Source organism: Niallia tiangongensis, from assembly GCF_044704065.1.
GTDB classification, from domain to species: domain Bacteria; phylum Bacillota; class Bacilli; order Bacillales; family Cytobacillaceae; genus Niallia; species Niallia tiangongensis.
The window spans coordinates 2813471-2830616 of sequence record NZ_CP162613.1; the positions used below are offsets into that span (position 1 = coordinate 2813471).

General features: G+C 34.4%; 22 protein-coding genes and 1 pseudogene. 5 read left to right on the top strand and 18 right to left on the bottom strand.

Features of this window, described 5'->3' with window-relative positions; genetic code table 11:
* Window positions 1-30 precede the first annotated feature (30 nt).
* The 6 genes from AB3U99_RS13440 to AB3U99_RS13465 all read right to left on the bottom strand — a co-directional run bounded on the left by AB3U99_RS13440 (window position 31) and on the right by AB3U99_RS13465 (window position 4889).
* Window positions 31-315, bottom strand: coding sequence for a hypothetical protein (locus AB3U99_RS13440; protein ID WP_400241661.1), 285 nt, complete (start codon window positions 313-315; stop codon window positions 31-33).
* Window positions 316-465: 150 nt separating this feature from the next.
* Window positions 466-648: a hypothetical protein gene (locus tag AB3U99_RS13445; protein WP_400241662.1), complete on the bottom strand. Its 183-nt coding sequence runs from the start codon at window positions 646-648 to the stop codon at window positions 466-468.
* Between the two features lie 210 nt (window positions 649-858).
* Entirely contained in the window at window positions 859-1044 is a 186-nt protein-coding gene (locus AB3U99_RS13450) for a PspC domain-containing protein (RefSeq protein ID WP_400241664.1), read from the bottom strand.
* A 622-nt stretch (window positions 1045-1666) separates the two neighbouring features.
* Complete coding sequence (locus tag AB3U99_RS13455) at window positions 1667-2413, bottom strand: class I SAM-dependent methyltransferase (RefSeq protein ID WP_400241666.1); 747 nt, start codon at window positions 2411-2413, stop codon at window positions 1667-1669.
* 31 nt (window positions 2414-2444) lie between these two features.
* Window positions 2445-2975: an NUDIX pyrophosphatase gene (locus AB3U99_RS13460; RefSeq protein ID WP_400241668.1), complete on the bottom strand. Its 531-nt coding sequence runs from the start codon at window positions 2973-2975 to the stop codon at window positions 2445-2447.
* Window positions 2976-3638: 663 nt separating this feature from the next.
* Window positions 3639-4889, bottom strand: coding sequence for a DUF445 domain-containing protein (locus AB3U99_RS13465; RefSeq protein ID WP_400241670.1), 1251 nt, complete (start codon window positions 4887-4889; stop codon window positions 3639-3641).
* 271 nt (window positions 4890-5160) lie between these two features.
* On the opposite strand from AB3U99_RS13465, the gene AB3U99_RS13470 reads away from it, so the two are divergent.
* A protein-coding gene (locus AB3U99_RS13470; protein ID WP_400241672.1) for an IS3 family transposase occupies window positions 5161-6491 on the top strand; the annotation gives its coding sequence in 2 pieces (ribosomal slippage) (window positions 5161-5542 and window positions 5542-6491; 1332 coding nt in all).
* Between the two features lie 69 nt (window positions 6492-6560).
* On the opposite strand, the gene AB3U99_RS13475 is transcribed toward AB3U99_RS13470, so the two are convergent.
* The 5 genes from AB3U99_RS13475 to AB3U99_RS13495 all read right to left on the bottom strand — a co-directional run bounded on the left by AB3U99_RS13475 (window position 6561) and on the right by AB3U99_RS13495 (window position 10469).
* Window positions 6561-7427 (bottom strand): proline iminopeptidase-family hydrolase, encoded by an 867-nt coding sequence (locus AB3U99_RS13475; RefSeq protein WP_400241674.1) that lies wholly within the window; start codon window positions 7425-7427, stop codon window positions 6561-6563.
* Between the two features lie 70 nt (window positions 7428-7497).
* Entirely contained in the window at window positions 7498-7872 is a 375-nt protein-coding gene (locus AB3U99_RS13480; protein WP_400241676.1) for a VOC family protein, read from the bottom strand.
* Between the two features lie 343 nt (window positions 7873-8215).
* Complete coding sequence (locus tag AB3U99_RS13485) at window positions 8216-8941, bottom strand: nucleotidyltransferase domain-containing protein (RefSeq protein ID WP_400241678.1); 726 nt, start codon at window positions 8939-8941, stop codon at window positions 8216-8218.
* 30 nt (window positions 8942-8971) lie between these two features.
* Complete coding sequence (locus tag AB3U99_RS13490; protein WP_400241680.1) at window positions 8972-9865, bottom strand: PhzF family phenazine biosynthesis isomerase; 894 nt, start codon at window positions 9863-9865, stop codon at window positions 8972-8974.
* Window positions 9866-9890: 25 nt separating this feature from the next.
* Entirely contained in the window at window positions 9891-10469 is a 579-nt protein-coding gene (locus tag AB3U99_RS13495) for a DJ-1/PfpI family protein (protein WP_400241682.1), read from the bottom strand.
* 174 nt (window positions 10470-10643) lie between these two features.
* Here AB3U99_RS13495 and AB3U99_RS13500 point away from each other — a divergent pair, with 174 nt between their 5' ends.
* Window positions 10644-10964 carry a hypothetical protein gene (locus tag AB3U99_RS13500; protein WP_400241684.1) on the top strand — a complete coding sequence of 107 codons (321 nt, stop codon included), beginning with the start codon at window positions 10644-10646 and terminating at the stop codon, window positions 10962-10964.
* 77 nt (window positions 10965-11041) lie between these two features.
* Window positions 11042-11977 carry an acetamidase/formamidase family protein gene (locus AB3U99_RS13505; protein ID WP_400241686.1) on the top strand — a complete coding sequence of 312 codons (936 nt, stop codon included), beginning with the start codon at window positions 11042-11044 and terminating at the stop codon, window positions 11975-11977.
* 227 nt (window positions 11978-12204) lie between these two features.
* On the opposite strand, the pseudogene AB3U99_RS13510 reads toward AB3U99_RS13505, so the two are convergent.
* From AB3U99_RS13510 to AB3U99_RS13525, 4 genes and pseudogenes are all read right to left on the bottom strand, one after another.
* Window positions 12205-12615 (bottom strand): annotated as a pseudogene (locus AB3U99_RS13510) (RtcB family protein); the annotation flags it as partial.
* A gap of 60 nt (window positions 12616-12675) precedes the next feature.
* Complete coding sequence (locus tag AB3U99_RS13515) at window positions 12676-13023, bottom strand: hypothetical protein (protein ID WP_400241688.1); 348 nt, start codon at window positions 13021-13023, stop codon at window positions 12676-12678.
* Complete coding sequence (locus AB3U99_RS13520) at window positions 13004-13423, bottom strand: hypothetical protein (protein WP_400241690.1); 420 nt, start codon at window positions 13421-13423, stop codon at window positions 13004-13006. The genes AB3U99_RS13515 and AB3U99_RS13520 overlap by 20 nt, the downstream gene beginning before the upstream one ends.
* Complete coding sequence (locus AB3U99_RS13525; RefSeq protein ID WP_400241692.1) at window positions 13424-13981, bottom strand: hypothetical protein; 558 nt, start codon at window positions 13979-13981, stop codon at window positions 13424-13426.
* 409 nt (window positions 13982-14390) lie between these two features.
* On the opposite strand from AB3U99_RS13525, the gene AB3U99_RS13530 reads away from it, so the two are divergent.
* Complete coding sequence (locus AB3U99_RS13530) at window positions 14391-15005, top strand: DedA family protein (protein WP_400241694.1); 615 nt, start codon at window positions 14391-14393, stop codon at window positions 15003-15005.
* 48 nt (window positions 15006-15053) lie between these two features.
* Here AB3U99_RS13530 and AB3U99_RS13535 read toward each other — a convergent pair whose 3' ends face one another.
* Together AB3U99_RS13535 and AB3U99_RS13540 are read right to left on the bottom strand one after the other, a co-directional pair.
* Window positions 15054-15236, bottom strand: coding sequence for a hypothetical protein (locus tag AB3U99_RS13535; protein WP_400241696.1), 183 nt, complete (start codon window positions 15234-15236; stop codon window positions 15054-15056).
* Between the two features lie 231 nt (window positions 15237-15467).
* Window positions 15468-15803 carry a DUF4183 domain-containing protein gene (locus tag AB3U99_RS13540; protein WP_400241698.1) on the bottom strand — a complete coding sequence of 112 codons (336 nt, stop codon included), beginning with the start codon at window positions 15801-15803 and terminating at the stop codon, window positions 15468-15470.
* Window positions 15804-15945: 142 nt separating this feature from the next.
* Here AB3U99_RS13540 and AB3U99_RS13545 point away from each other — a divergent pair, with 142 nt between their 5' ends.
* A complete protein-coding gene (locus AB3U99_RS13545; RefSeq protein WP_400241699.1) occupies window positions 15946-16323 on the top strand; it encodes a DUF4183 domain-containing protein in 378 nt (125 codons plus the stop codon).
* Window positions 16324-16496: 173 nt separating this feature from the next.
* Here the strand turns inward: AB3U99_RS13545 and AB3U99_RS13550 are convergent, their stop codons facing one another.
* Window positions 16497-17039 carry a GNAT family N-acetyltransferase gene (locus AB3U99_RS13550; protein ID WP_400241701.1) on the bottom strand — a complete coding sequence of 181 codons (543 nt, stop codon included), beginning with the start codon at window positions 17037-17039 and terminating at the stop codon, window positions 16497-16499.
* Window positions 17040-17146: the final 107 nt, after the last annotated feature.

Consider the following 17146-nt stretch of genomic DNA (forward strand, 5'->3'; position numbering starts at 1 on the left):
ACAAAAAAAACTCTCAATTTGAGAGTCATCTTAACTTACCTTATAAAATTGGTCGATTTTACCAGCTATAATTCTTAAAAAGTTATTAATTGTCATATTTTCTATCTTCTTAGAATACCATGACAATTTATTCCCCATGTCTTCCCCATCGTAATTAACATTTAATGGGACATATCCTTTTGATTTGGACGATAACGTATGATCGAAGGCAATAATTAATACTTTCCCCTCAGGTGTTTCTAATTTAACCTTGTACCTTGGAAATTTGTATTCTGAACTATACTTAACACCTTTAATCTTAGCCTTAGTTTTCATACATTCTCCTTTTCGAATTGTGTCTATTTACTATTATAGCTTAAATGAAGATAATTAGACATCTTTAACTCCGAAAATCGAAATAATATAAATTGTATACACAATTAACCAAATAATAGTTGTCTTGGCATTTCTCAAAATCTTCTTACATTACTCTGCATTTGCTATTACCTCCACAGATCCATCTTCTGCATAGTGCATAATATTTACAATTTTGTAGTAAGCTTTTTCTATTATAATTGTTTCTCCAATGGATGGCGGGATTTGATAAATAATTTGTTTTGATTGCCAGCCTTTCACTTTATGCTGATATAAGGTATTTAGTCTCACCATGCGCAAGCTCCTCTTTCTATTCATAGTTAAGAAACTAGTTCCTACACATAATTTATGCGCCACTAAATTTGTCCTTTCCTTTTCAATAAAAAAAACTGAAATCGGTTAATGACTTCAGCTAAGGAATATATTTAATCAACCAGTTATACAATTTTTGCAATCTTTCTGACTTTAACGCATTAATCATTTTCAAAAACTCCATGATATTATTTACAAGCTTCTCGGCGAATCAGACATACTATTTACTAAAATAATATAAATAAGAATAGAAATTGGCATAGTTAAAAGAAAAATTAATCGAATACCTAAAGGGGAAATCCCAAAATAGTCGCCAATCCCACCACAAACGCCATAAATCGCTTTATAATTTTTTGATTTCATCATTTTACGATTCATCCTGTCTCTCCTCTTAATCTAATAAGCTATTTGAAATTTCTTTGCTTATTAGAAAATTATTTAGTTTTATTCAGATTCATTTATATACTCCATCAGCCAACAATCTTGATACACCCCTTCATGTGATTCTCGTTTGGGAAGAATGTTAACTTTTTTCAATCCACATTTTTCATAGCTTTTAATTGCTCTTATATTCCTTGTTTGTGGATCCATAACTACTCGATCTGCTTTTTCATCCTCAATTTAGTAATGAATCATCGAAGTTACAAGCTTTTTCCCAATCCCTTTATTCCAATACGCAACCTCTCCATTAAATTGGTCTGTTCCGTATATTAATTCCGTACTATATCCATATAATTTTTTCGTCTCACTATCTAATGTTATACCCTATTGCTCTATTAGTATATTCTACAATGCATCTTACTTCTTCCTTATCATTAGACGGATAGAACACCCTATTCACTTTATCTAAGTCGAACGAATTATCTCTTCCCTCATACTATTCAAGGACAGATGGGTTAGAAAGCCATTTAGCTAATAGAATAATATCCTTTTTTTCCAATTTACGAACTTTTAAAAGACCGCTTTCATATAGATTCATTTACTAATCTCCATTTTTCTATCATTTCCTTGCAATAATCGTAAATTCCCATGGGATATTTTCCTTTTTCCATCCACGATGTTCGTCAAAACGCTCTAGTTTAAACCCAGCAGTTATCAATGAATTAATAATTTCGCTAAGTGTATATAAGCGGATAGAAACATCGGGAAAATCATCCTGTTCTTCTTCAGGAAAAAACTGTTTATAGGCGATATCTCCTGTTTGTAATTCTGTATCAAAATAGGCTAGCTTCACAGTGAAATCTTCATTCAAACATTTTAGCAAAGGATGGTAATCACTTAAAATCATCGTTCCATCCTTTTTTAAAAGGGAAGATAAAAGCGACATGAAATGATCAATATCATGAAAATAATGCAAAACACCACCTTCTAAATAGAGAATATCAAATGCCTCTCCATAGGTTTGTAAATCAATTTCACAAACATCTCCTACAATATAATTTATGGATGTATTAGCATAATAAGCTAATGCCTTAGCATATCGTTCATTTTCCTTGGATATATCAAAGATTGTAACATCAGCTCCTAACAGTGCTAATGGAACTGCTTTTCTTCCATTCGATCCACATAGATTGGCAATCTTTTTCCCTTTTACCATCTCCAAAAAAGCTTGATGCTTTTTTAAACTTGTTCGAGGATTTTTCATTATTTTTTTCGCCTTTTCCTTTGGGTGGCCATCACGCTTCACCCAAAATTCATAAGCACGGTATTCCCAAGCCACTTTATTAGTCGCACTTTGCTCATTCATAAGGAAATCCTCTCCTTTACAATTTTTTAACTCACTCCCACAATCTTTTCACTTCCACTAATTCATTTCTCAAAAATTTCATTCGGTAAATATCCGGCTTTGTTGTATGGAGTAAAAAATCCAAATCAACAAAATGCTTTTCTATAAAGGTAAGAACTTCGTCGTTTCCCGGCAATGTGACTAATTCCCTTGCTTCTTCAAAAGACAGCCATTTATACTCACTATGCTCATCATTTAATACTACATCTTCGTTTTCCTCTACAAAACCAACAAAAACTGGGGCAATATATATGTAGTTTTCTACCGGTGAATATATTTGATCAAATGTATTCGAGCTATAGAGTGTTACGTTTGTAATTCCTGTTTCTTCTTTTACTTCTCTCAAAGCTGCTTCCCAAGCTTGTTCCCCTTGTTCTAAGCTTCCCCCTATATAACACCATATATCTTTCAAGATCTGGGTTGCTCGTTTCATTAACAAAACGTTGTATATTCCATTTATTTTTTTCAGCAAAACAACAGCAATCCCATTACTATGAATGGGAGTTTCTATTTTGATGTTCACCAATGATCCTTCACTCCATTCCATCATTCGCTAATATTTTAAAAAATTAAGATAATATTTATTATAAGCTTCCCCCCCTTAATCTGGTAATATTTCTTCATTTTTACTTTTAGTGAAGTGATAACTGGACTATGAATAATTCACACCATTATAGGAGTAAAGGAAACTATACTAATAATCTATAACAGAGGCTGGGACGTAAGTATTCCAACCAAATTAAACCCGAACAATTACACGGAGATGCTATTTGAAATTCCGTATAATTGTTCGGGTTTTTTATTCATTTTAGAAAGAAGGTTAGTGGTAATCACCCGCAGACTGAATACACTCCGCTTTCCATGGGGCGAGCGCCGAGCCGCTTCGGCACGCCTGCAGGGTCTCGGACTTTCTCGCAGCTCCCATAGGAGTCTACGTGTATTCAGTCTGCTCTATTTTTCCTAATAATTATAGTTTCTTTTAAAAAAATGATAGAACTAAATAACCTTTAAAAACGGAGTGAAATGGAGCGGAGGACACTCAACTCCTGCGGGAAGTCGAGCAATCTTTAGACCCCACAGGCTTTAGCCGAGGAGGCTTAGGTTGCTCCCCGGCGAATAGAGTGTCTGTAGCGCAACGGAACGAATTGGTTTCACTACTAAATTAGAGATTGTTCGTCTTTATGCCTTACATAATATTAGCCAATAACTGAAGCGCACTTAAGAACAGACCGATAATAAAACCACATACTGCACCGTTTACACGAATCCATTGCAGATCTTTGCCGACATTATTCTCAATCATATCAACTAATGTTTCATTATCTAGCTTATCAAGATTTTCTTTTACTAAATTGCCAATTTGATCATGGTTTTTCTCGATAAAATTAGAAATTTGCTGAATAATCCATGGATCGATCTTTTCGCCATTTTCTTCGATTTTTTCCATTAGTTGAAGAATAAATGGAATTGCTTTTGTTGCCATGAACTCCTCATTTTCAAGAAGCTCGATTGCTTTTTCTTGTGCTTGTTGAAGGCTAGCTAAAATCGTTTGATTGGATTCTAGGGAGTCTAGCACCTTATCCTTCCATGTATTGATTCCTTCTAATACTTTATCATTTTCTGGAAGGCTTTCAATTTCCTTGCGAATATAGAGAATAAGTGCTTCGCGGTTTTGCTCCCCATCTCTTTGAAGACTTCGCATTCCACTCAAGCAAAGATTTTGGACAATTTGCCCTAACTTATCTTCCGTTAAAATATTCTGCAATGTTTTTAAAGCAAATTGAAGCATGCCATTTGCCTCTACATTATTTAACACATTCATGGAAACAGAGCCAAGTTTGCGAGCTGTCTCTTCTTTTCTGAGCCACGTTTCTGTTTTTACAAGAACATGATCTAATGCTTTCTTATCTACTTCTTCTGAAATTAATTGATTTGTGAGCAGATTTAAAATATTACTAATTTGCACATCAGATAAAGCCGCCGACATTTGCTTACGCACAAATGGAGTGATTTTTTCTACGTCAATATTGCTAATTGCTTGCTGTGTAGCTTTTATCATTGCTTTCTTTACTGGTTCTGTTTCTATTCTTGTTTTAATGGTTGCTGTAATCTTTTCGGTAAAAGGAATGTTCTTCACTTTATCCTGAATGCTTTCCTTTGATAACCAATCCTTTTTCAAAACATTCACTAATCCATTTACCATTCTATCCCTATTTTTAGGTAATAAAGCGGTATGTGGTATTGGTAAACCTAAAGGATGTCTAAAGAGTGCTGTTACGGCAAACCAGTCTGCTAGTCCCCCGACAAGTCCAGCTTCAAAGCCGCCATGAACTAAATGTATCCAAATATTATCTTGAAAAGGGAATGTCAGAATAAATCCTAATCCCATGATAAGAAGTGAATACCTTGCAAGTTTTCTTGATGATTTTTTTTCCACGCAATGTCCCTCATTTTACTTTTAAAATCGTTTTTACATCTTTTTAGGATGTAGAACCTCTATTCTGTAGTATACCAATAATCTCCTGAAAACAGAAAGATAAAGTAGATATTTACCGAATTTTTTCTTATTGCACAGCAAAAGCCAAAAGGTCTGTTTAAAATGTACCCTATAGAGTAGACGCATAAAAAAAGTCTACCTATAGGGTACTTTTTTGTATAATAAAGAAACACGACTAGAGAAATTACAACAGGGACTGGAGAAATATTTTATGAGTAAAAAGACATTTACAGAAAAAGAGATCAAACAGCTGTCTACTATTAAATACGTTAAATCTGTTAGTTCTAAAGGGATCACTTATACGGATGAGTTTAAACATATCTTTATAGCGGAGAAAGAAAAAGGTAAGTTTGCCAGAGATATATTTGAAGAATATGGATTTGATGTAGATGTTTTGGGGAAACAACGAATCCATTCAGCTAGTAAAAGATGGAAAGCAGCCTACATTAAGAATGGAATAAGCGGTTTACGTGATACTAGAGCTGGTAACTCAGGGCGTCCCCGAGAAAAAGAACTATCTTTTGAGGAGAAGAATGCTCGTTTAGAAGCGCAAATCAACTTACTTAAGGCTGAAAACGAACTGTTAAAAAAGATACGATTCGCGGAAAGGGGGATGAAGAAATAGTCCTTCCTCCCTCTCAAAAGTATCTTTTAATTCGTTCAGTAATTGAAAAATATCAATTAAAAAATATGGTGAGCTATCTTTGTGAGCTAGCTGGCGTCTCAAGAAGTGGTTATTATAATTATTTCACTGAGAAATCATTTGGACGAAGAATGCAAAAGGATAAAAAAGAGGAAGTTGTAAAGGAGATTATTTTAAAAGCTTTCAACTTTAAAAACCGCAAGAAAGGGGCACGTCAAATCAAAATGACATTGGCGGGTCAATTTAATATTGTCTACAATTTGAAACGTATACGACGAATTATGAAAAAATACGGTATAATCTGCCCCATTAGAAAAGCAAATCCTTATAAAAGAATGATGAAAGCCACACAGGAGCATAGCGTTGTACCAAACCTTTTAAATAGACAATTCAAGCAAGGAATTCCAGGGAAAGTGCTATTAACTGATATCACTTATCTTCATTTTGGAAAAGGAATGAGGGCTTATTTATCAGCAATTAAGGATGGTTCAACTGGTGAAATCCTGGCCTATCACGTATTAGATCGAATGACCTTAAATTTAGCTACAGATACGCTCAAGAAGTTAAAGAAGAATAAAAAATTCAAGAAAGTAAAAGATGCACTAATCCATTCAGATCAAGGAGTCCATTATACACATCCTGACTTTCAAAAGGCAGTAAAGAAGTTAGGATTACACCAATCTATGTCAAGACGAGGAAACTGTTGGGATAACGCCCCCCAAGAATCTTTCTTTGGCCATCTTAAAGATGAAGCCTCTATTAAAGCATGTACAACACTAGAAGAATTGAAAAAAGAAATTAAGCAATATATGATTTATTACAATTACTATAGATATCAGTGGAATTTAAAAAAGATGACCCCTGTTCAATACAGAGATCATCTTCTTAACGCAGCCTAGGCTTTTTTAATTTGTCCTTTACAAAGGGTACATTTTAGTTCCCCCTTTCGGCTTTCTTTCATCGCTTTATTACTTGTCTAATTGGGATAAGAATTCATTCATGACCTGTCTATATTGTTCTGGTTCTTCTATATAGGCCATATGGGCACTTTCTTCAAATACATGAAAAGATGAATTTGGTGTTTTGTTACTAAAATATTCCGTTGATGCTGGTGTTGCTTCATCATATCGCCCACAAGTATACAATGTTGGTATGGAGATTTCTGATAGCTGCTCCGTGCAATCAAATGATTTTAAGTTCCCTTGTACAGTAAATTCGGAAGGTCCCCACATTATTTGATAAACATGTGGATTTCTAAAATGCTTTCCTTGTTTTAAATGTTCTGGGTAAGGCTTTAATCTACATACAAAATGGTCATTAAACACTTCAATTGCTTTTTGAAAGGCAGGTGTATCTGTCGTTCCATTTTCTTCACAGTTTTTGATTGTTTCTTGAACCTCTAGTGGCAATAAGGTTAAATTTTTCTTTTGATCTTTTTCCCATAATGGTGCGCTTAAACAAGGGCTTGAGAAAATAATACTGCTAATCCCTTCTGGATCACTAAAATAATAAGCGGCAGCAAGAGTAGTACCCCATGAATGGCCAAGAATATGCACTTTATTCAACCCTAATCCTTTCCGAACTTGCCCGACTTCTTCTACAAATCTGTCTAAAGTCCACAGGGAATCATCATCTGGCCGATCCGACTTTCCGCAGCCTAACTGATCATATAATATGACTGGTCGATCGATTGCCAAATCTTTTAATCCTTGTAAAGAGTATGAGCTAGAACCTGGTCCTCCATGTAAAACAAGTAGCGGGATTTTATCTGCTGTCTCATTATGTATCACATACGATACTTTTCCACCTGTTACTTCGATAAATCCTTCTTTCATCCGTTTTCTCCTTTACGTATTTTACATACTAGTTTAGCACATTACCGTATATCTCTCGTAAGTATATAGACTATTCCTGAAGCTTTTTTTCGATAATCTCAACACGATTGCCGAATGGATCACGAAATTCAAATCGTTCATAGCCTTCAATCGGAATGGAATCTGCTATTTCTACTCCAAGGTTGCTAAGTTTATTTTTCCAATCACTCATACTATCTACTTGATAAGCTAGATGAGCTTTCGTTGAAAAACGATCAAAGCCATCCTCTGTGCCAACATGTACATCCATGTTTCCAAGTGACAGCCAAAATCCACCTCGCCCTTGCAAAAAAACCGGCTTCTTCATTTCGTTTAAACCTAATACTCCACAGTAAAAATCCTTCGCTTGTTGTTCCAAGCCTTTTGGAATCGTTATTTGAGCATGATGCACGCCAATAATAGTCATCTAATCTATTCCTCCTCAAAAATCATTCTATATTTATCGTACAATATGGACGCCTAAAGAAACATATTATCATTCGAATCACTTATGATAAGAAAGAATAACGAAGGATAAATTGATGATAAGTCATTCGTTTCTTTGCAAATCAATCTACTTTTCGATATAATAAAATCAAGATAGTGAATATTGAATCTTTTTCTCTAAGGAGGAAACATGGAAGTTCTATTTGGTTTATTAATTGCTTCTGCTCCATTATTAGCTTCCCTTTCGTTTGCAAATATGGCCAAAAATAAACAATAAGCGAAATCATCAATCTAACGGATGCCCCACACATTTTGGACATCCGTCAATTTCTTTTATTCTTTTCCTTACCAAGCGAAAATCCAGCAAATAACTTTCCACCATATGGCTTTAATACTTTTTCCGTAATTACAATAATTTTTTCCTTTTCCCCAGTCCGATAAAAGATTTCAAACGCTTCAATAAATTCATCCGCAAATTTTGGGTCATATTGCCGTAAAGACCGAACCATCCATTTCGATGTGCCAATCCACTGTTTATTTACTCTTAATACAAATTCATGGAGAAGAAAGCTTAGCGTGCTAGCGATAAAAATTCCTTCTTGTTTATTGTCAGATCCGATAAAATCATTAAGGATGTCCGTTATAAAGTAACGCTTTGTACGGATTGTTTCCTCCGGCCATTCTTTCGGACCCTCTTTTAGCATTTTTTCTGCTTCTTGTTTGATAGCTTGCAAAACTCCGTCATCTTTTAAAACCATTCCTTCTGTAACCATTCGCTGCATAGAGGGCTTGGCTAAATTATAATCCATTAAGAAAAAATCTTTATATGTAGCTAAATTATGTACAAATATCTCCATTGGCCAACCAAATTCCATTATGGACTCTCTATAAGAAGAAACGATCTTTTCATCAAAAATGACAATATCAAGATCGGAAGTAGCTGTCGCTTGTCCTCTTACCACACTTCCTGCCAAAATAGCCGCATTACAACTAGTAAAATAGGTATCTATAAAAAGTCGAGCTGCTTCCATTGGCTCTAATCTTTCCATGTAATTTCCCTCCTTTTCTATTTTCTCCAATCATTCGATCATTACTTTTAATTCCTTTACAAATACAGCTGTACCACATATTTGTATATCTAATTGACCTTTCCTTTCAGAAACGAGAACAGTTACTCTCCCATCACGACCTATCTCCTGACCTTGTTCAATGATAATAGGCTCATTGTTCCATTTATCATTCACATAAGTAACATAATATGCTCCCATCACTCCTGAAGCTGTTCCAGTAACAGGATCTTCTATCGTACCTGAGTAAGGGGAAGAAAAATGCCGTCCATGCATCGTTGCATTTACATCATATGTTTCAAGGCAAAATGGATGAATGGATGCATGGGGAATTTCCTTTAAAATAGATGGAAACATTTCATTATTTACATTCATTTTCGAAAATGCATGCAGTTCCTTAATAGGAACAAGTAATGTCCAAAGCCCTGTATTGCCATAAAGGATTGGATTTTTTGCATCTAAATCGGATTCTTTCATACCAAGCGCTTCAGCTAATTCTCGGTGGGCGCCTTTAAATTCTTTAAATTGTGGTGTTACTTGCTTCATAATAATGGAAGGAGAAGACTGTTTATTTTGATTGATTCGAATAGGAAGTACACCTACTTTGGTTTCAATTGAAAAGATCTCTTTTTCAGAAAGATGCCCATTTGTTTTTAATGCAATAACAGTAGCGATAGTAGCATGTCCACACAAATTCACTTCATGTCCTGGGGTAAAATAACGAATTTGTAGATCCGCACAATGAGATGGTAACACAAAGGCAGTTTCATTAAAGCCCACCTCTTTGGCTATTTTTTGCATTTCTTCCTCTGTATATTTCTCCCCCTCTAATACGATTCCAGCGGGATTTCCCATATCTGGCATTTCAGTAAAAGCATCATAATGCAAAACAGAAATTTTTTTCATCTCATTATTCTCCTCCAATTTCTATTTATCTATCATACTCCATCCACTTGGCTGTTTCCCTTCCCACTTCCTTGCCACATAATTTCTCCACTAAATGAAAGGACATATTGATTCCCGCTGAAATCCCACCAGAAGTTAGTATCTTTCCTTCATCTACAAATTTAACATTTCTTACAAGCTGGACCTTTGGGAATTCCCTTTCCAACCGGTCAATATCCATCCAGTGCGTAGTTGCCCTTAAATCATCCAACAAACCTGCTTTCGCTAACAAAAATGCTCCTGTACAGACAGAAGTCATATATTCCACTTGTCTTGCTTGCTCTTTAATCCAATTTATGACAACAGGGTTATACATTTCGATTTCTTCTGCTCCATAACCACCAGGAACAAGGAGAATATCAAAATCAGGATGGTTTTCAAAAGAAAAATCCGCTTCTATTTTCAGCCCATTTCTTGCTAAAATAGTACCCCCTTTTTCTGAAATAGTATGGACATAGAATAATTCATTCTCCCCTCCAGCTAAAGAGAAAACTTCAAATGGACCAGCAACATCCAATACTTCCACTTCATTAAAAATCAATATTCCAACAATACGCTCTTTCATACTGCCTCCTAAAATAGTAATTCGTATATAAAAGTTGAAAGGAGAAAACCCAACTAACAACTCAAGTCTTTTTCATCCTACCATGAATTTAGAATTTTTAAATAATATTTTCTCTAAATTTCTTAAAAATAAATGGTATAATATTTGTTCGAATGATTTAACTGGGAGGAAGAAATGATTCAAGCAATTGGCGTCGTTGATTTTCATTACAAGCCAATGAGAACAACGAAATATAAAGAGAATGTAACAAAGAAAATAAACGCAAAAACAAATAAATTTGATGATTCCTTTGAAGTCATTACGATTTCAGAACCATATGACATGGATAGAGACATTTATGTCCGTGTATCCTGTTCATTTACGATTTATATGTATGAAAAGGCCTATATTCGAAACCCTGAGGAATATGTTGGTTCAGTCTTTCCTACTTTAAAAGAACGAATAACACCAAATATAATTGCAACAAAAGTTTATAGTTTAACCAAAAGAAGATAAATATTTTTTCATAGATAAAAGGATTGTGCACATTTTTAGCGAATAAAAAGAAAAACAATCTTTTTAGGAGGAGAAAAATGCAACATCAATTATCATTAAAGCAAGAAAACTTGCATGGTTCCTTTAGCAACAGCTATAAACCGATATTAACAGTGGAATCAGGTGACTCGATTACGCTAAAAACATTGGATATTGAATGGGGCTATTCAGCCTCTAAAGAGGAAGATTATCGTAAATATCCCTCAAGAGAACAAGAAGAAAAACCACAGCATCCGATGATTGGTCCGATTGCTATTAAAGGAGCTAAGCCTGGAATGGTTTTAGAAGTAAAATTAAATGATATTGTTCCAGGTTGGTATGGACGAAATTGGTCCGGCGGAATGGCAAATTGGCAAAATAATGCGATTGGAATCTCTCATACGGACAGAATACAATTAGATTGGGAATTAGATACGGAGAAAATGCTTGGATCGACCTCCATTCATTCTCGACCATTCCATGTTGCTTTGCAGCCGTTTATGGGAGTTCTTGGCGTTGCCCCAAAAGAAGCAGGTGTTCATTCTACTTCTCCACCAAGATATTGTGGTGGCAATATTGATTGTAAGGAAATCGTTAAAGGAAGCAGCTTATATTTACCAATCTCTGTTGAAGATGCACTTTTCTCGATTGGAGACGGCCACGCACTCCAAGGGGATGGAGAAATTTCAGGCACAGCAATTGAATGTCCAATGGACCATGTAGACATTACATTAATTGTAAGAGAAGATATCGATTTAACGTATCCAAGAGCGAAAACGCCAAATGGCTGGATTACATTTGGATTCGATGAAGATTTGAATAAGGCGACAGAAATTGCCTTATCTGATATGATTTCTTTAATGGAGCAATTTTACTCTATCTCACGTACAGAAGCCACTGCTTTAGCAAGTGTTTCTGTTGATTTACATATTACGCAAATTGTTAATGGTGTAAAAGGTGTTCATGCCATTTTGCCCCATGGTGTTATCCGTTAATTAAAAGGATTTATTTTTGAAAAAAACAAAAGAGAATAAAGACTCCTTTGTTTGGAATCTTTTAGACTTATTACTGGATTTCATTGAAATCTTCTATGGCTTTTTTCGGTTTTTATTTCGCTCGTTTTTGAAATTCTAATTAAATATGCATGTCTGGAGAGAGGTGGAAATATTAGTTCCTCCTCTCTCTTTTTATCCCACTATACATAGCACCATTTCATTTCTGGTTAATTTGCCTTAAAGTTATACAACGGCTTAATAATTTCCTCGATATCAATAATATCTGCTGTGTGCTTAATAATTTCTTCCATCGGTTTATAAGCAAATGGACTTTCATCTAAAGTACTATTCTTTACTGAAGTGCTCCAAACACCCTACATCGATGTTTCAAAGTCCTGTAAGCTAACTGTTTTTCTCGCTTTCGTTCTCGACATCAATCTTCCTGCTCCATGTGGGGCGGATTGATTCCAGTCATCGTTTCCTTTCCCATATGCAATAATGCTGCCATCTCTCATATTTAATGAAATGATCACTTTTTCTCCTTTTCTAGCAGAGATAGCACCCTTTCTTAAAATCCTATTATCCATATCAATATAATTATGAATAGTAGTAAATTGATCTAAAAATAACGCGTCTACATTTCATAATTGTTTGTGTTTATTATTAGTTGAAAGGCTTATGTCCCAGCCTCTCTTTATTCACCACTGTTCCCCATCCCATTCATCCAGAATAGATACATGTTCCGTTTTCGCACCTGAACTTGAGGAACTGCTATTTTCGTAGTAGTTATATGGATCTACATAATTATTTTCCTTATCATAACCTTTAACGCCAAAATGCAGCCCTTCTTCTTCATTATTAAAAGAAAATAAATCTTCTTCCTGTTTCTCAACCTTTATTTGTGTTGCCTTCCATATCTTCTTCCATTCATCCGATACTTTGTATATTCCATATGACTTATCACCTAAAGAAACAACTTCCTCTATTTGAATTGCTGGTTCATAAAATTCACCACCCCATCCACTTCTAAAATTTCGATCTTTCATTAAATAAAAGGTAAGAATGATCTAAATTATATTTTGTCTCTAGATTCCATAAAAAATAAGAATCAGACTGACTACTTCCATTAATTTTCCATAGGAGAGGTTCCCCTGAAGATGTTACATAGGTTACTTCCCATTTATTATCAACCCATTCTAGTAAACTATAGCCATATTGATTATCACTAGAAAGATGAGGTATGAAAACATGCTTTTCATTTAGAGCAATCTGTTCGAAAATAGTATTTACGTTTACTTCTCCAGTATCTAAAATCATTTTCTTTAAGTTATTTTCATTTGGGAGAGATGAAGGTGTGCTTTGATTTTCATTTAATGGTAGAAAAATAAATAAACATATAGTAATCATTGCTACAACCAGTAAACTCCATAGCCACTTATACTTCATCTATTCTTTCCTCCCTTTTAAAATAGAATCAGTGGATCGAAAATAGTACTGCCCCTTCTCTGTCGAAATAAGCATGCCTTTTCCATCGGATTCGATATAAATAGTAGATTCATAGCCACTTCCCCACTTTGGACTTGCTCCCAAAAGAATATAGGGAAAGCGTTCCGTTGTCTGATATGACACCTGTTCATCCTCTTCTAATTCTTCCTCTTCTATTTCCGGAAATGATTCATCATACCAAAGTCTCGAGTCCATTTTCCTTAACTCCCATGATGATAGACTTTCTATAAAAACCACATTATTAAGATCTGCTTGTTTACCAGAAGGATGAATTAATAGAATACCAGGATCATCTAATTCAGCTAAAAAAGTCTCTACTTTATCTGGTGGATACATAAAATTCTCTACAGGAGAAATAAGCAAAGTTGTAATAAGAAAAATATAATTTCCAAAGAATCCAAGCCACGCATATGGTCGATATACCTTCCAACGTTCTTTCTTCTTTCTAAAAACCAATATAAGTATCCATACTCCAAGTGGTAAAATTGCTATTTTCACTGCTGTATCACCAACGGCGAATTGAAAGTTAAAACAAAATAAACCTACGTAAACAACAATTGCCATTTTCCATATAACAGTTTTTTTCCGTTTGTCTTCTATATAAATAAGACACAGCACCGATAAGTATAACCCAACCAAATATGCTCATCATACTTGTACTTAAATGATTTGCTATCCAAAAATCAAGCATATGTAATCTCCATTCTATAAAAACCTTAATTTTTTATACTTATTTTAGCATGTTTACCAAATAACAACGTTAATTTTTAAGAAATAAAGAATGTTATAAATGGCATGGAAATAGGATTATAATAGAAGATTCACAGTCCCTATGATAAGATACGGATAGGCAAGAATAGAAAATCTACAATTAAGAATCGCGATAATCATTTAAGGAGTGCAGTGAATGGAAAATTGGATTATGGAAACGATGGAAAATTTCGGATACATTGGTATTCTATTGTTAATTATGCTCGAAAATATCTTTCCCCCGATTCCATCGGAAGTGATATTAACTTTCGGGGGGGCGATGACGGCAAAAACAGAGATGACTATAACAGGGGTTGTTCTCGTTTCTACGATTGGGTCCGTTCTAGGAGCAATCATTCTTTATTTCATTGGATCCTTATTAGAAATCAAGAAATTAGAAAAAATAGTGGATAAATGGGGGCGAATCCTCCGATTGAAAAGAGAAGATTTATATAAAGCAGATCGCTGGTTTGATAAATACGGCTATTGGACCGTCTTCTTCTGCCGCTTTATTCCGCTAATTCGAAGCTTAATTTCACTTCCCGCTGGTATGGCAAAAATGAATTTTGGTATCTTTTTATTTTTAACAACAATCGGTACTTTCGTATGGAACTTTGTGCTTATTCGAATTGGAGCAGCAGTAGGGGACTCTTGGGAAGATATTGTTCACTATATGGACATGTACTCAAATGTTGCATATACGGTTATTGCTATCATAGGAATTGCCTTTATCGGTAGATATATTTATAAACGAATTATTAAACAAGATTAAATGATACTACTCTTCATCTCATGGACTTTTTCCATGAGATGTTTTTCTTTAACTTTTTTTCCGAATTCGATAAAAAGAATAAAATAATATTCCAATAATTATTATTACAAAAATAATGCTCATCCTCATTGGATAAATGACGATAATTCTTGCATGCTTTATAAAATCAATAAAAAAATAAGCAAAAATTCCGAGGAAAAAAATCTTCACTAATAAACTTTTATTCTTCATTTTTGCCCCCACATCTCTGTAAAGTTTTATCCATATACCATCTTATGAAGTATTCAGGATATTTAGTTATGAATTATTAAAAAGGATTTTAAGTGTATGAAGAAAGGAACCCTATTAAGAAACTACATTTCCAATTTTACAAGTAAATAATTCATCTAATTTAATCTGCTTATTTAAACAGTACGGTAGAAAAAAGCCTGCCTTATCCTTTTCACAAGACAGACCTAATATTTATACAATGAACATCTGTAAAACAACTGTCGCTCCACAAATAGGAACATCTTCTGTTTTTAGACAAATCATTCCCTTTTTCACTTCGTAATTTTCCTTTGGTTGCAATACTGCATTAATAAATAAATTCATATAGGATACTTTCGATGGATTAAGAATTTTTTGTTCTCCTAATCCCTTTACACCATTGTTCTCTGTAAAAATATTCGACATTCCATCAGCAATAGCAAAGTATTCTATTACCGTTATTTTCTTAGGAATGTGTACATAAACCGCTGTACAAGGTACATCAGGAAGTATCAAATAAGGCTCAGGCAATCTTTGTTGGTTTTCCATTTCCCCCACCTTTTTACCATAATATTCATTTTATAAATAGAATGTCAGATGGTGCAAAAAAATTGTGATTAATTCCGTAATGTCTAGTCGTTTTTATTCTATTTTCATATCATAAAGTATAATTTAATAAGGTGGTGATACTATGGTACAAATAATGAAAATTGCCGTGAGTGCAACACTTGATATTGATACTGCCCCTACAGTTGATCGTTTTTTTAATATTGTTGCAGCTCCCATAACCGGAGCTGGTACACTTACAATTACAGCAGATGAGTTTATGACAGATACTGGTGCAGTTGGTGCTACATTACCTGATTTAGCTGCCGATAACAGTTATTTTAATGTGTATATAAATGGAGTACTCCAAATGGATGACCTTCTTGCATATACACCTGGTGGTACTGGTGTTGGTGAATTAAGTATTACCGTTCCTGCAGACACTACCATTATAGCTGATACTCCTGTTGTATTAGAAGTTACAAACTTCACGCCAACTTCAGAAGCAACGATTGAAACGTAAGCATGCGACAGGCAGATAATCCCTCGAATTCTCTGCCTGTTTTTTTAATTGAACTTCAAATATAAATCCTAAATTGCCGCTATATGCATCCATCAAGCAATTTAAAGAAGTTAATAATAATTTCGACTAGTTATCTTTTACCATCAAAAAAGTTACCCTATAATGAATTTCCTCTAATCATTCGGATTAATAATCGCCAAAATCTGATGGTCTTTCCACTGTCCATTTATTTTCACATTACTTTTTGCTATTCCTTCTTTATGAAACCCTGCCTTTTCTAATACTCGAATCGATCCTATGTTATGTGGCATGACTCCTGCTTCAAGACGATGTAATTTCAGGGTGTTAAATGCATAATCAACTAACTGTTTCACTGCTATTGTCATATACCCTTGCCCATTTTGCTCTTTATCCAGTACATAACCTACAATTGCGTTATGAGCAGGTTCTCTTCTTACCATATACAGATTGACACTTCCAATCAAAGTATCCGATTCCTTTATAAAGATTCCAAAGTGATAATCGATATCTTTTATCTCATTTTCTTTCCATGTTTTAATAAGTTCTCGTTGGAAATCTAGCGTATAAAATGCTTCCTTTCTTGCAATTGAGTATTTTTCAAAAAACTCTCGATTTCTTACTTCTAATTGCCAAAGTCCTTCTGCATCTCTATCTTCAAATAACCTTATGTATATGTTTTCAGTAGTTTGTACCATTTTGACTCTCCTCTCTCCTATTAATTTTAACCACCTTCCTCAATTAAAAACAACTGATTTTTCTGATAACAAGAAATGTTAATTATAGAATTCAAAACGGAGCTACA

What these genes read in the sequence shown, in the direction of transcription:
- AB3U99_RS13535 (WP_400241696.1), bottom strand. Translation starts at nt 15,236, where the DNA reads ATGAAGAATAAAAGTTTATTAGTGAAGATTTTTTTCCTCGGAATTTTT.
- AB3U99_RS13495 (WP_400241682.1), bottom strand. Translation starts at nt 10,469, where the DNA reads ATGAAAGAGCGTATTGTTGGAATATTGATTTTTAATGAAGTGGAAGTA.
- AB3U99_RS13500 (WP_400241684.1), top strand. Translation starts at nt 10,644, where the DNA reads ATGATTCAAGCAATTGGCGTCGTTGATTTTCATTACAAGCCAATGAGA.
- AB3U99_RS13480 (WP_400241676.1), bottom strand. Translation starts at nt 7,872, where the DNA reads ATGACTATTATTGGCGTGCATCATGCTCAAATAACGATTCCAAAAGGC.
- AB3U99_RS13505 (WP_400241686.1), top strand. Translation starts at nt 11,042, where the DNA reads ATGCAACATCAATTATCATTAAAGCAAGAAAACTTGCATGGTTCCTTT.
- AB3U99_RS13490 (WP_400241680.1), bottom strand. Translation starts at nt 9,865, where the DNA reads ATGAAAAAAATTTCTGTTTTGCATTATGATGCTTTTACTGAAATGCCA.
- AB3U99_RS13515 (WP_400241688.1), bottom strand. Translation starts at nt 13,023, where the DNA reads ATGAAAGATCGAAATTTTAGAAGTGGATGGGGTGGTGAATTTTATGAA.
- AB3U99_RS13475 (WP_400241674.1), bottom strand. Translation starts at nt 7,427, where the DNA reads ATGAAAGAAGGATTTATCGAAGTAACAGGTGGAAAAGTATCGTATGTG.
- AB3U99_RS13545 (WP_400241699.1), top strand. Translation starts at nt 15,946, where the DNA reads ATGGTACAAATAATGAAAATTGCCGTGAGTGCAACACTTGATATTGAT.
- AB3U99_RS13450 (WP_400241664.1), bottom strand. Translation starts at nt 1,044, where the DNA reads ATGAATCGTAAAATGATGAAATCAAAAAATTATAAAGCGATTTATGGC.
- AB3U99_RS13540 (WP_400241698.1), bottom strand. Translation starts at nt 15,803, where the DNA reads ATGGAAAACCAACAAAGATTGCCTGAGCCTTATTTGATACTTCCTGAT.
- AB3U99_RS13530 (WP_400241694.1), top strand. Translation starts at nt 14,391, where the DNA reads ATGGAAAATTGGATTATGGAAACGATGGAAAATTTCGGATACATTGGT.
- AB3U99_RS13445 (WP_400241662.1), bottom strand. Translation starts at nt 648, where the DNA reads ATGGTGAGACTAAATACCTTATATCAGCATAAAGTGAAAGGCTGGCAA.
- AB3U99_RS13520 (WP_400241690.1), bottom strand. Translation starts at nt 13,423, where the DNA reads ATGAAGTATAAGTGGCTATGGAGTTTACTGGTTGTAGCAATGATTACT.
- AB3U99_RS13455 (WP_400241666.1), bottom strand. Translation starts at nt 2,413, where the DNA reads ATGAATGAGCAAAGTGCGACTAATAAAGTGGCTTGGGAATACCGTGCT.
- AB3U99_RS13550 (WP_400241701.1), bottom strand. Translation starts at nt 17,039, where the DNA reads ATGGTACAAACTACTGAAAACATATACATAAGGTTATTTGAAGATAGA.
- AB3U99_RS13440 (WP_400241661.1), bottom strand. Translation starts at nt 315, where the DNA reads ATGAAAACTAAGGCTAAGATTAAAGGTGTTAAGTATAGTTCAGAATAC.
- AB3U99_RS13485 (WP_400241678.1), bottom strand. Translation starts at nt 8,941, where the DNA reads ATGGAAAGATTAGAGCCAATGGAAGCAGCTCGACTTTTTATAGATACC.